The sequence below is a fragment of the Labrys sp. HAY1-8F genome (assembly GCF_056754975.1).
The window spans coordinates 3,237,352-3,250,540 of the sequence record NZ_JBPGWZ010000002.1 but is presented as its reverse complement, the minus strand read 5'-3'; the positions used below and the strand labels follow the sequence as shown (position 1 = coordinate 3,250,540).

Annotated in this window: 9 protein-coding genes; 8 read left to right on the top strand and 1 reads right to left on the bottom strand. The window is 66.3% G+C overall.

Annotation, left to right across the window (positions count from 1 at the left end; translation table 11 throughout):
* Nucleotides 1–34 precede the first annotated feature (34 nt).
* Nucleotides 35–1,453 carry an FGGY family carbohydrate kinase gene (locus ACR9ZN_RS24075; protein WP_481273347.1) on the top strand — a complete coding sequence of 473 codons (1,419 nt, stop codon included), beginning with the start codon at nt 35–37 and terminating at the stop codon, nt 1,451–1,453.
* Nucleotides 1,454–1,477: 24 nt separating this feature from the next.
* Here the strand turns inward: ACR9ZN_RS24075 and ACR9ZN_RS24070 are convergent, their stop codons facing one another.
* Nucleotides 1,478–2,107, bottom strand: coding sequence for an HAD family hydrolase (locus tag ACR9ZN_RS24070; RefSeq protein ID WP_481273346.1), 630 nt, complete (start codon nt 2,105–2,107; stop codon nt 1,478–1,480).
* Between the two features lie 157 nt (nt 2,108–2,264).
* Here ACR9ZN_RS24070 and ACR9ZN_RS24065 point away from each other — a divergent pair, with 157 nt between their 5' ends.
* From ACR9ZN_RS24065 to ACR9ZN_RS24035, 7 genes are all read left to right on the top strand, one after another.
* Nucleotides 2,265–2,855: an ANTAR domain-containing response regulator gene (locus tag ACR9ZN_RS24065; RefSeq protein ID WP_454811629.1), complete on the top strand. Its 591-nt coding sequence runs from the start codon at nt 2,265–2,267 to the stop codon at nt 2,853–2,855.
* Nucleotides 2,856–2,909: 54 nt separating this feature from the next.
* Complete coding sequence (locus ACR9ZN_RS24060; protein ID WP_454811627.1) at nt 2,910–4,163, top strand: CmpA/NrtA family ABC transporter substrate-binding protein; 1,254 nt, start codon at nt 2,910–2,912, stop codon at nt 4,161–4,163.
* Between the two features lie 369 nt (nt 4,164–4,532).
* Nucleotides 4,533–5,750 carry a nitrate/nitrite transporter gene (locus ACR9ZN_RS24055; protein WP_454811625.1) on the top strand — a complete coding sequence of 406 codons (1,218 nt, stop codon included), beginning with the start codon at nt 4,533–4,535 and terminating at the stop codon, nt 5,748–5,750.
* A 58-nt stretch (nt 5,751–5,808) separates the two neighbouring features.
* Nucleotides 5,809–7,044: an NAD(P)/FAD-dependent oxidoreductase gene (locus ACR9ZN_RS24050; RefSeq protein ID WP_454811623.1), complete on the top strand. Its 1,236-nt coding sequence runs from the start codon at nt 5,809–5,811 to the stop codon at nt 7,042–7,044.
* Entirely contained in the window at nt 7,044–8,792 is a 1,749-nt protein-coding gene (locus ACR9ZN_RS24045) for a NirA family protein (RefSeq protein WP_481274389.1), read from the top strand. The genes ACR9ZN_RS24050 and ACR9ZN_RS24045 overlap by 1 nt, the downstream gene beginning before the upstream one ends.
* Nucleotides 8,789–10,426 carry a sulfite reductase subunit alpha gene (locus ACR9ZN_RS24040; protein WP_454811621.1) on the top strand — a complete coding sequence of 546 codons (1,638 nt, stop codon included), beginning with the start codon at nt 8,789–8,791 and terminating at the stop codon, nt 10,424–10,426. The genes ACR9ZN_RS24045 and ACR9ZN_RS24040 overlap by 4 nt, the downstream gene beginning before the upstream one ends.
* A gap of 62 nt (nt 10,427–10,488) precedes the next feature.
* On the top strand, nt 10,489–13,185 hold the full coding sequence (locus tag ACR9ZN_RS24035) for a nitrate reductase (protein WP_481273345.1): 2,697 nt from the start codon (nt 10,489–10,491) through the stop codon (nt 13,183–13,185).
* The last annotated feature ends 4 nt before the right edge of the window (nt 13,186–13,189 follow it).

The following is a 13,189-nucleotide window of genomic DNA, read 5'->3' as shown; positions in this document are numbered from 1 at the left end:
CTCGGATCGCAAGCCGCGATAGGAGCAGTTCTCGATGGCAAACATCGTTGCGATCGACCAGGGTACCACCTCCACCCGCTCTCTCGTGGTGGGTGAGGACGGCGCCGTCGCCATCGTCAAGGCGATCCGGCATGGCCAGCATCATCCCAATCCAGGTTGGGTCGAGCATGATCCGGAGGAATTGCTGGCCAATATCCGGATCTGCCTGGAGACCGCCGGCCCGGCAGCAGCAATCGGCCTTTCCAACCAGGGAGAAAGTTGCCTGGCCTGGGACGCTGAATCGGGCAAGCCTCTTTCTCCCGTGATCGTCTGGCAGGACGGCCGTACGGCAGACATGGCCGAAAAGTTGCGGGCGGCCGGCAAGGCCGCGACCGTGCTGGAGCGGGCCGGCTTGCCGCTCGATTCTTATTTCTCCGCCACCAAGTTCCGCTGGATGCTCGACAACCTGCCCGATGTCGCCAAGGCGCGTGCCGCGGGACGGCTGCGCCTGGGCACCACCGATGCCTTCTTCCTGCAGCGCCTGACGGGTGAGTTCGCCACCGACGCGACTACGGCTTCCCGCACCTCCTTGATGAATCTGGCAACGGGGGCCTGGGACGAGGAACTCTGCGCGCTGTTCGGCGTGCCCCTCGACAGCCTGCCGCCGATCCGGCCGACCGTCGCGGCCTTCGGGCAGACGCCAACCGGGCCGATCACCGCCTCTCTGGTCGACCAGCAGGCCGCGCTCTACGGCCATCGCTGCCGCCGCGCTGGCGACCTCAAGATCACTTTCGGCACCGGTGCCTTCTGCCTGGCCGTCACCTCGACAATCCCCAAGGCACCCGCACTGACCGGCGGCCTCTTGCCGACGGTGGCCTGGCATATCGGCGATCGCCTGACCTACGCCCTCGATGGCGGCGTCTATGATGTCGGCTCGAGTATCGAATGGGCGATCAAAACAGGTATCGCCGGCAGCGTTGCCGATTTCCACGAATTCCGGCGGCCACCGGCGATCGAACGCGGGCTCGTCTTCGTGCCTGCCTTTTCAGGCCTGGCCTGTCCGCATTGGGATCGCTCGGCCGCCCCGCTCATCATCGGCCTGACGCCGGCCTCCGATTTCGAGGATCTGCGCCAGGCCCTGTTGGAAGGCATTGCGCTGCTGACCTGCGATATCCTGGCAGCAATGGAGGCCGAAGTAGAGACCGGCGATGTGATCGCCATCGATGGCGGATTGTCGCGCAGCCCCTATTTCTGCCAGTTCCTGGCCGACAGCGCCGGCAAAGCCGTCGCCTTGTCCGATTTCGACGAAACCACGGCCCTTGGCACAGCCCAGCTCGCGGCCCTCGGCATTGGTGTGGAAATACCGGCCGTCTCGGCTTCGAACCGGAAGTTCTACGAGCCCAAGGACGCCCCCCGCGCGCGCTGGCGCGAGAGCTTCCGCACAGCCGTCGGGCGCACGTCGGGCTGGCGCTGAGAGGTCGAAGCGCAGCGAAAGCGTTCACACGGCCGATTGAACACCCAGCAGGCCGAGAGTACCCAGATCCCGGCGCAGGGCTTCGGGGTCACTGAAGCGGATCGCCTTGAAACCGAGGTGTGAGGCCGTTGCGATATTCTCAGCATTGTCGTCGATGAAGACGCAAGCGCTGGCCGGCAAGCCGGCTTCCCGCAGGAAAAGCTCGAAAATCGCCGGATCCGGCTTGGCCAGTTTTCTCTCGCCCGAGACGATCAGCACCTCGAAATGCGTAAGAAAAGCGTAGCGCTCGGCCGCGATCGGAAAGGTTTCGGACGACCAGTTCGAGATCGCATGCAGGGCCACATCCTGCCGGCGCAATTCCTCCAGGATGGCGACCGTCCCTTCGATGGCGCCCCCAAGCATCTCGGACCAACGCGTGTGGAAGGCCGAGATCAGCTCGCCATGATGGGGAAACTGAGCTGAGAGCTCGGCCACCCCTTCGGCGAAGGGCTTGCCGGCGTCGAACTGGCCGTTCCACGCCGGCGTGCAGACCTCGGCCAGGAAGCGGCGGGCGCGCTCTTCATCCGGCAGGAGCCGGCGGTAGAGATAGAGAGGGTTCCAGTCGATCAGCACGCCGCCGAGATCGAATACCACCGCCTTGATTGGATTTGCCATAGCCTTCCCCTATTGCTCGCTCTCGCGCCTATCTGCATGTTTATGCGTTTTTACGCAACTTCATGCGCGAATGCAATGCCGCGCCACGCACGCCCTTGCGGCACGATGCCTAATATCGCGCCTTGCTTCGTCAGTACTCTCGCCCGAAATTGCGGGAATGAACGATGCGCCCCTGCATGTCCTGCTGATCGACGACAATGCCATGAGGGCTTCGGTCATCGAGGAAGGCCTGCGCGAGGCGGGGCACGATCGCGTCACCATCATTAATGACATGCGACATTTGCTGCGGCAGGTCGTCGACGCCGATCCCGACGTCATCTTCATCGATCTGGAGAACCCCAATCGCGACGTCCTGGAGCAGATGTTCCAGGTCTCCCGCAGCGTGCATCGCCCGGTGGTGATGTTCGTGGACCAGTCCGACAAGGCCGCCACCGAGGCGGCCATCGATGCCGGCGTCTCGGCCTATGTAGTCGATGGCTTGCGCAAGGAACGCGTCCGGCCGATCCTCGACATGGCCATCAGCCGCTTCAACGCCTTCCATCGCCTGCGCGAGGAACTCGACCGTACGCGCCAGGCCCTGGAGGATCGCAAGACCATCGACAAGGCGAAAGGCATTCTCATGAAGCGGCGGGGCATCAGCGAGGAGGAGGCCTATGCCCTGCTGCGCAAGACCGCGATGAATGAAAGCCGGCGTGTGGCCGAGGTGGCGCGCAGCCTCGTCACCGCCGCCAAGCTTCTGGACAGATAGGCTGATGATGAGCGGTCACGGCGCGGACAGCGAAGAAATCCGGGAGCATGGGCGATGAGCAACAAGGGCAGGGACGGCATCGCGGATCTGACGCTCGGCTTCATCCCGCTCGTCGACGCCGCGCCCCTGGTCGTCGCCAAGGAAAAAGGGTTCGCCGCAGCTGAGGGCCTCGAACTCAAGCTGGCGCGCGAGACGTCCTGGGCCAATATCCGCGATCGCGTCATGCTCGGCCATTTCGACGCCGCCCATATGCTTGGGCCGATGCCAATCGCCTCCACGCTCGGCCTGGGGCATGTCGAGGTGCCGATGATCGCCCCCTTCTCGCTGGGCCTCGGCGGCAACGCCATCACGCTCGCGCCGACGCTCTTCGCCCGGATGGAAGAAGAGGGTGCAGATCTTGACGCCGGCCCGGCCACCATCGGCGCCGCGCTTGCCAAGGTCGTCGCCAAACGGCCGGCGGCGGGACAGGCGCCCCTTACCCTCGCCGTCGTCCATCCCTTTTCGGGGCATAATTACGAGCTGCGCTATTGGCTGGCCGCCGCCGGCATCGATCCCGACAGGGATATCCGGCTGGTGGTGCTGCCGCCGCCCTTCATGGTCGACGCCATGCGGGAAGGCCAGATCGACGGCTTCTGCGTGGGCGAGCCCTGGAACTCGCTGGCGGTCGAGGCCGGGGTCGGCGTGATCGCGGTGACCAAATCCACCTTGTGGCGCCAAGGCCCCGAGAAGGTGCTCGGCTTGCGTGCCGATTTCGCCGAACGCACTCCCGATCGGCTCGCCGCACTGCTGCGTGCGTTGCATGGCGCGGCCCGCTGGGCTGGTGATGCCGGTAATCGCAGCGAGTTGGCCCATATCCTCGCCGCGCCTGACTATCTCGACCGGCCACCCGAGATCATCGGGCAGGCGCTCAGCGGCGTGCTGGTGCGCCGCCGGCACGAGGCCGCGGCTGAGATTCCCGACTTCCTGGTCTTCCACGACCACGCTGCCAACTTCCCCTGGGCGAGCCATGCCCTCTGGTTCTATTCGCAGATGGTGCGCTGGGGCCAGGTGGATTACAGCACCGCCTTGGCCCAGCGGGTCGGCCAGGTCTATCGCCCGGACCTCTATCGCGCCGCCCTCGCCGGTACTGGCATCGACCTGCCCCGCGCCAGTGCCAAGGTCGAGGGTGCCTTGCGGCAGGCGACACCGGTCGCCTCGCGCCACGGCACCATGGTGCTCGGCCCTGACGGCTTCTTCGACGGCAGGCTGTTCGATCCCGACGACATCGAAGGTTATCTGCGCTCATTTAGAGTGTCAGCCTCCGGCTGAAATGCCGGCAGGCAAATTGTCAGCACAGCTCCATCACCTGATGGAGCTGTGAGGCTGACACTCCATCGTCGTTTCCTGCCTCGCGCCAAAAATATCGGCAAAACCATGCTGCGGCGCACAATATTTGATCTTGCCTAAAAAAGCAGCCTGCTTCTAAACTGCACACAGTGAGAGACGCAGGTCTCTTTCCGCAGCAGGGTCAATGACGGCCCGATAAGCGGCTTTCCTTGAAGATTTTGGGCCGAAAAGCCCGGCGCTCAGTGACGGGCGCAAAACGGCAACGCCGCCGAACCATCCCTGCCGCCCTTTGTCGGCGGGGATGGTTCGGCGGCTTTTTGTTTTGGCGACTTCAGCACGCGGAACACGACGATGCAGACGCGAGACTTCCTCAAGGCCGGGCATTGGCCCACCCTTTTCGCCGCCTTCTTCTATTTCGACATGAGCTTCATGGTCTGGGTGATCCTCGGCCCCCTCGCCGTGCAGATTGCCGGCGACCTTCATCTCGACGCTGCCCAGAAAGGGCTGATGGTGGCCCTGCCCGTGCTTGCCGGCGCCTTCCTGCGCGTGGTGAACGGCTTCCTGGTCGATTATCTCCGGCCCAAGCTGACGGGTATCCTGGCGCAGATCGTGGTGATCGCCGGCCTCCTTGGCTTCTGGGCCGTGGGCATCGGCTCCTACAGCCAGTTGCTGTTGCTCGGCCTCATCCTGGGCATGGCCGGCGCATCCTTCGCGGTGGCGCTGCCGCTCGCCTCGCGCTGGTATCCCCCGCATTATCAGGGCGTCGCCTTGGGCATCGCGGGTGCCGGCAATTCCGGCACCGTGTTCGCCGCCTTGTTCGCGCCTTTGCTCGCCACCATGGTGGGCTGGACCAATGTCATCGGCCTTGCCGCCATTCCGCTGGTTGTCGCCCTTATCGTCTATCTCCTCTGCGCCAAGGACAGCCCCAACCAGCCGCCTGCCAAGTCGCTCGGCGAATATGCCAGGATCCTGCGCCAGCCCGACGCCTGGTGGTTCATGTTCTATTATGCCGTCACCTTCGGCGGCTTTTCGGGCCTCGCCTCCTCGCTCGGCTTCTATTTCAACACCCAATACGGGCTCGACGCCGTCACGGCGGGCTATTGCACGGCGGCCTGCGTGTTCGCCGGCTCACTGTTCCGTCCCATTGGCGGCGCCATCGCCGATCGCTTCGGCGGCATCCGTGTCCTCAGCGTTCTCTATGCCGCAGCAGCCATTGCGCTGATCCTGGCCAGTTTCGGCTTCGCCCAACTCTGGCTCGGCCTCGGCATCCTCGTCGTCGCCATGCTCGCCCTGGGCATGGGCAACGGCGCGGTGTTCCAGCTCGTGCCGCAGCGCTTCCAGGCCGAGATGGGCGTGATGACCGGGCTGGTCGGCATGACGGGCGGTGTCGGCGGCTTCTACCTCGCCTCGAGCCTCGGCCTCTCCAAGCAGTTCACCGGCACCTACCAGGCCGGCTTCCTGATCTTCGCCTTGCTGGCGGTGCTGGCCTTGGCCGCCCTCACCCGGGTCAAGCGCCGCTGGCGCACGACCTGGACCCTCGAGGGCGGCACCGCCACCGCCAGAATCTGAAATGGCCGGAATCCGAAATAGCCGGAATCTGCAATGGTTTGGATCTGAGGATCGAGACATGACCGAGAAGCTCCTGATCATCGGCAACGGCATGGCCAGCGTCAGGCTGTGCGAGGAAATCGCTGCCCACGCGCCGGGACGGTTCGAGACCACCGTCGTGGGCGCCGAGCCGCGGCCGGGCTACAACCGCGTGCTGCTCTCGGCCCTGCTCGCCGGTGATATCGGCCGGGACGGCATCACGCTGCGGGACGAGGCCTGGTATGACGCACAGGGCATTCGTCTCGTTACCGGGCAGACCGTTACCGGCCTCGATCCGGCCGCCCGCACCGCCCATCTCGCCAATGGCGCCGCCCTATCCTTCGACCGGGTCGTGCTGGCGACCGGCTCTTCCGCCATCCTCCTGCCCGTTCCCGGGATGGCTCTGCCGGGCGTGACCACGTTCCGCGACCTCGCCGACCTGCCCGCCTTGCAGGAAGCCGCTCGCCTCAACCGACGCATCGCCGTGATCGGCGGCGGGCTGCTGGGCATCGAGGCGGCCTATGGCCTGGCCAAGGGCGGCGCCAAGGTCACCCTGGTCCATGTCATGGAGCGCCTGATGGAACGCCAGCTCGACCGACGGACGGCGGCCTTCCTCAAGCGGGCGGTGGAGCACAAGGGCATCCGCATCCTGCTCAATGCCCAGACCCAGGAGGTCGCAGGCGAGGACAGGGCCGAGGCCCTCATCTTCGCCGACGGTTCCCGCCTGCCCGTCGACATGGTGGTGGTCGCCGTGGGCGTGCGCCCCAATACTGGCCTCGCCAAGACTGCCGACCTGCCGGTTGGACGCGGCATCCAGGTGGATGACGGCCTTGCCACCGTGGTGCCCTTCATCCACGCCATCGGCGAATGCGCCGAACATCGCGGCCAGGTCTACGGCCTCGTCGAGCCGGCCTATGAGCAGGCACGCGTGCTGGCGCGTCGCTGGGGCGGCGACACCGGGGCAGCCTATGAAGGCACCGCTTTGTCGACCAACCTCAAAGTCTCCGGCATTCCGGTCTTCTCGGCCGGTGACTTCCTCGGCGAGGGTCATGACGACATCCTGCTGGAGGATCGTGGCGCCGGGCTATGCAAGCGCCTGGTCCTCAAGGATAACCGCCTCATCGGTGCCGCCATGGTCGGCGAGGCCGAGGACGCCGTCTGGTACAAGGATCTGATCCGACGGGGCAGCGACATCTCCGCCATTCGCGAGAGCCTGATCTTCGGCCGCGCCTTCTGCGAAACCGCCCCTTCGTGGGTTCTGAGGGAGGCCGCATGATGGGCAGCGATTTCACCTCCGACCAGAAGCGCTATCTCGAAGGCTTCGTCTCGGGCATGCAGGCCGTCGGCAGTGCCAAGGCTGCGCCCGCTGCGACGGCACCGATCCCCATGGGCCCGGACGCCACGCACCTTCAGGCGCAGGATGCCGTGACCGCCGGTGGCGGCAAGCTCGTCGACCAGGAGAAATGGAAGCGGGCCGAACATCCCTTCGATGCCTATCCACGCCTGAAGGCGCAGGCCAGGGACGGCGCCTTTCCCAAGCCCGAAGACAATTTCCGCTGGCGCTATTTCGGCCTGTTCTATGTAGCGCCCGCGCAGTCGAGCTATATGGTCCGCCTGCGCATTCCCAATGGTATCCTCACTCATTGGCAGTTCGCCGGCATGGCCGATGTCGCCGAGCGCATGGGCGGGGGCTATGCCCATGTCACCACACGGGCCAATCTGCAGATCCGCGAGGTGATGCCGGACAATGCACCGCGCGTGGTCGAAGCCATCCAGGATCTCGGCCTGTGCTCGCGCGGCTCGGGAGCCGACAATATCCGCAACGTCACGGGTTCGGCCACCGCCGGCATCGATCCGCAGGAACTGGCCGACACCAGACCGCTCGCCCGCGAATGGCACTATCACATCCTCAATGACCGCTCGCTCTATGGCCTGCCGCGCAAGTTCAACGTCGCCTTTGACGGCGGCGGGCGCATCGCCACGCTGGAGGAGACCAACGATATCGGCTTCCAGGCCGCGCGCATCGGCGGCGAGACCTGGTTCCGCCTCGTGCTCGGCGGCATCACCGGCCATCGCGACCTCGCCCGGCCCACCGGCGTGTTCTGCAAGGCGGAGGAATGCTGCGCCATCGCCGATGCCATCGTGCGAGTGTTCACCGACAAGGGCGACCGCACCAACCGCACCAAGGCGCGCATGAAATATGTCCTCGATGCCATCGGCTTCGAGGCCTATCTCGAGGCGGTGGAAGCCAAGCTCGGCCGCAAGCTCACCCGCCTGTCCGAGGACGGGGTCGAGCCCCGCCCCGCCTTCGACCGCCTGGCTCATATCGGCGTGCACCCCCAGAGTCAGCCAGGCCTGAACTGGATCGGCGTCACCCTGGCCGTTGGCCGAATGGACGCCAGCCAGATGCGCGGCCTCGCCGCCATCGCCCGCGATTTCGGGGATGGCGACATCCGCCTCACTGTCTGGCAGAACCTGCTGATCTCCGGCGTTCCTGACGCGAAGGTGGCGGAGGCCAAGGCGGCGATCGAGGCGCTCGGCCTCGACTGGAAGGCGAGCTCCCTGCGCGCCGGCCTAGTGGCCTGCACCGGCGCCACCGGCTGCAAATTCGCCGCCGCCCATACCAAGGAGCACGCCCTGGAGATCGCCGAGTATGTCGATGCGCGTTTGGCGCTCGACGTGCCGGTGAACGTCCACCTCACTGGCTGCCACCATTCCTGCGCCCAGCATTATATCGGCGACATCGGCCTGATCGGCGCCAAGGTGACGCTCAACCAGGAGGGCGACCAGGCCGAGGGCTATTCGATCGTGGTTGGCGGCGGCTATGGCGACCAGCCGCGGATCGGCCGCGAACTTTGGAAGGAGATCCGGGCCGAGGATTGCCCCGTGAAGGTCGAAGGCCTGCTGCGCCTCTATCTCGAGCATCGCGAGGGCCCCACGGAAAGCTTCCAGGCCTTCACTATCAGGCACGAGCCGGAAGCCTTGCGCGGCCTGGTCGACGGCAGGGAGCTTGCAGGCGCATGAACATGATCGCCGTCCCGCCCCAGCGTTCACTCATTCCCGAAGGAGCGCCCTTCAGCCCGGAGCAAAGAGCCTGGCTCGACGGATTCTTTGGTGCTGTCCTCGCCGCCCAGGGCGGCATGGCCCCTGCGGATCTGCCGCCCCTCGACAAGGCTGGGCTCGATCAGGCCGCAGGCCCTGCCCTGGCCGACAATGACGAGGCGCCCTGGCACGATCCAAGCATGGGCATAGACGAGCGCCTCGCCTTGGCCAAGGACAGGCCGCTGGCACCGCGCCTGATGGCGGCGATGGCGCAGCAGGATTGCGGTCAATGCGGCTACAACTGCGCCGACTATGCCAATGCGCTCTTCCTGCGCAAGGAGGAGCGCCTCACCTTGTGTGCGCCGGGCGGCAAGGAGACTGCCCGCATGCTCAAGGCCCTGGCGCAGGAGATCGGGCAGGACGGCACCGCTTCGACCACAAGCCCCGACGCGAAGGTCGATGTCGATGCGACCGAGGCCGGCCATCCCCCTGCCGCCGGCCTGCCCGGCCGCTCGCGCGACAATCCGGTTGCCGCACGCTTTCTCTCGCGGCGTCGGCTCAACGGCGAAAAATCCGCCAAGACCACCTGGCATGTCGAGTTCGACCTATCCGGCAGCGGGCTCGACTATATCGCAGGCGATAGTTTCGGCGTGATTCCGAAGAACAAGGCAGGCCTGGCCGACCAGATCATCGCCCTGCTCGGAGCCCGGCCCGAAGCCCTGATCGAGGGCAAGAGCCTGCGCGACAGGCTGATCGAGGATGTCTCGCTCGGCACGCCGCCCGACAGCCTGTTTCAGCTCCTGTCCTATCTCAGCACCGGCGACCTGCGCCGCAAGGCCCGGACGCTGGCCAATGGCGAGGATCCGGACGGGGACGCGGCATCTCTCGACGTGCTCGCCGTGCTCTACAAGTTCCAGGGCATCCGCCCCGGGGCCGAGGCCTTCCTCGAGGCCCTCGATCCCTTGCAGCCGCGGCTCTATTCGATTTCCTCCTCGCATAAGGCCAATCCGGGCCGGATCTCGCTCACCGTCGATACGGTGCGCTATCGCATCGGCGCGCGCGACAGGCTGGGCGTTGCCTCCACCTTTCTGGGCGAGCGCATCGCCGAGGGCGAGGAACTCAGGGTCTATGTACAGAAGGCCCACGGCTTTCGACTGCCCGAGAACGGCGAGACGCCGGTGATCATGGTCGGACCGGGCACCGGGGTCGCTCCGTTCCGCGCCTTCCTGCAGGAACGCAAGGCCGAGGGCGCCAGCGGGCGCAACTGGCTATTCTTCGGCCACCAGCATCGCGACCATGATTTCTTCTATGAGGAGGAATTCGCTGCCATGCGCGAGAGCGGCCTGCTCACGCGCCTCTCCCTCGCCTGGTCGCGCGATGCCGAGGGCAAGTTCTACGTGCAGGACCGCATGCGCGAGGTCGGTGCCGATCTCTGGCGCTGGCTGGCCGAGGGCGCGCATTTCTATGTCTGCGGCGACGCCAAGCGCATGGCGCGCGACGTCGAACGCGCCCTCGTCGACATCGTGGCGCAATGGGGCGCCCGCTCGACCGAGGAGGCGGCAAGTTTCGTCAACGGCCTGAAGAAGGCCGGCCGCTACCAGGCCGATGTTTATTGAAGGGGTGGCGCGATGAAACAGGCGGAGCGCGCCTTCTTGTCCCGGCCCCGGAGACTCCGCCCATGAACGTCTCCATGCCCACCCCCGATCCCTCGATGATCGAACCCGTCCAGGCCCCCGTGCGCACCACCTGCGCCTATTGCGGGGTCGGCTGCGGGGTCGTCGCCACCGCCGACGGCAAGGGTGGTGCCGCCATCGCCGGGGATGTCGCCCATCCCGCCAGCCAGGGCCGGCTCTGCGTCAAGGGTGCCGCACTCGGCGAGACGCTGGCCACCGGGCATCGCCTCGTCCATCCCACCATCCATGGCGTTCGCACCACCTGGAACCGCGCCCTCTATGCCGTCGCCAGGGGGTTCAGGGAAACCATCGAGCGCCATGGTCCCGATGCGGTAGCTCTTTATCTCTCCGGCCAATTGTTGACCGAAGACTATTACGTCGCCAACAAGTTGATGAAGGGCTTCATCGGCTCGGCCAATGTCGATACCAATTCGCGCCTGTGCATGGCCTCCACGGTCGCCGGCCATCGCCGCGCCTTCGGCGCCGACATCGTGCCGGGCTGCTATGAGGATCTCGACGAGGCCGATCTCGTCGTGCTGACCGGTTCCAACACAGCCTGGTGCCATCCCGTGCTCTGGCAGCGCATCGAACAGGCGAAGAAGAAGCGCGGCACCCGCATCGTGGTCATCGACCCCCGGCGGACTGTCACAGCCGACAGCGCCGATCTGCATCTTGCCGTCGCACCGGGCATGGACAGCGTGCTGTTCGCCCGCCTGCTGGTGGAGATCGCCGAGAGGGGCGCCATCGACGAAAATTATGTCATCCGCCACACAGACGGGATCGAAGCCGTCCTCGGCAACGCGCGCGAGATCGCCCCGAGCCGGACGCAAGCCGCCCTCCGTTGCGGCCTGACGGAGCAGGACCTCGCCACCTTCCTCGACTGGTGGATCGAGACGCCGCGCGTCGTCACCTGCTTCAGCCAGGGGGTCAACCAGTCGGCCCAGGGCACCGACAAGGTGAACGCCATCCTCAATGCCCATCTCGCAGTTGGCCGTATCGGCAGGCCCGGCTGCGGCCCTTTCTCGCTCACCGGCCAGCCCAATGCCATGGGTGGGCGTGAGGTTGGCGGCCTCGCCAACCAGCTTGCCGCCCATATGGGCTTTTCGCCGACCGAGGTGGATCGCGTCGGCCGCTTCTGGGGCGCCCCGCACATGGCCGAGAAGGAAGGCTGCAAGGCGGTCTCGATGTTCGAAGCGATCGAGCGCGGCGAGATCCGCGCGGTATGGGTGCTCTGCACCAATCCAGCCGCCAGCCTGCCGCGCGCCAACGCCATGCGAACAGCCCTGCGCAAGCTCGATTTCCTCGCCGTCTCGGAGATCAGCGCCCATGTCGACGGCCTCACCGATGCCGCGACCGTGGTGCTGCCATCGGCTGCCTGGGGCGAAAAGAACGGCACCGTCACCAATTCGGAGCGGCGTATCTCGCGCCAGCGCCCCTTCCTTGCGCCTCCCGGCGAGGCGCAGCCCGACTGGTGGCAGATCTGCGAGGTCGCCAAGAGACTCGGCCATGCCGAAGCCTTCGATTACACCTCGCCCGCGGCGATCTTCCGCGAGCATGCCGCGCTGTCCGCCTTCGAGAATGACGGCACGCGTCTGTTCGATATCGGTGGCCTCGCCGAACTCGCCGACGAAGCCTATGACGCCCTGGAGCCCGTGCAGTGGCCGCTGCCATCGGGCCGGGACACCGGCACGCCGCGCCTGTTCGCTGAAGGCGGCTTCGCGCATGCCGATGCCCGCGCCCGCCTCGTCCCACTAGCTCCGCCGGCGCTGTCGGCCGAGCCAAGCGTCGAGCATCCGCTCCTGCTCAATACCGGCCGGGTGCGTGACCACTGGCACACCATGACCCGCACCGGGCTCAGCCCGCGCCTGGCCCAGCATCGCAATGCCCCCTTCGTGGAAGTGCATCCCGCCGATGCCGAGCGTTTCGGCCTGCTAGACGGCGCCTTCGCCGTCGTGAGCACCGGCGAGGGCCAAGTCGAACTGCGGGTGGTGGTCACCGACAGCCAGCAACCCGGTTCGATCTTCGCGCCGATCCACTGGACCGACGCCAGCGCCGCCCGCGCCCGCGTCGGCTCCCTCGTGCATGCCCATACCGATCCCATCTCCGGCCAGCCCGATTCAAAGACGGTGCCGGCCGCAATCCGGCACTGGATGATGCAGGCGGAAGGCTTCATCGCCTCGCGCCACCGCCTGCCCATGCCGGCCTGGCTCAGCCATGCCCGCATGACCGTCGCTCATGGCGAGATCGTCCATTTCGCCAGCCCGCGCGCGCCGGGGCCTCTGCACGATCTTCTGTCGAACTGGCTCAATCTGTGGGCCAGCCCACTGCACCAGCGCAATCCCGCCGCCGATCTCTACCGCTCGGCCTCGATCGTGGATCACCGCCTCGAGATCCTGCTCTCGACCGGCCCACATCGGGATGAGGAGGGCGCAGCCTGGGCCACGGACCTGCTGGCCCGGGAGCGGATCGACGCCGCCACGCGCCGTTTCATTCTCGCGGGCCGCGCACCCAATCCGGGTATCCGCCCCAGCCGACAGGTCTGCGCCTGTTTCGGCATCGACCAGGCCCGTATCGAGGCGGCCGCACGCAGCGGCGCCTGCAGCATCGAGGCGATCGGCACGGCCTTGAAGGCAGGCACGAATTGCGGTTCCTGCCGGCCGGAGATTGGCAAAATCCTGGAAGGCTGCCGTCAGCCGGCCTGAACAA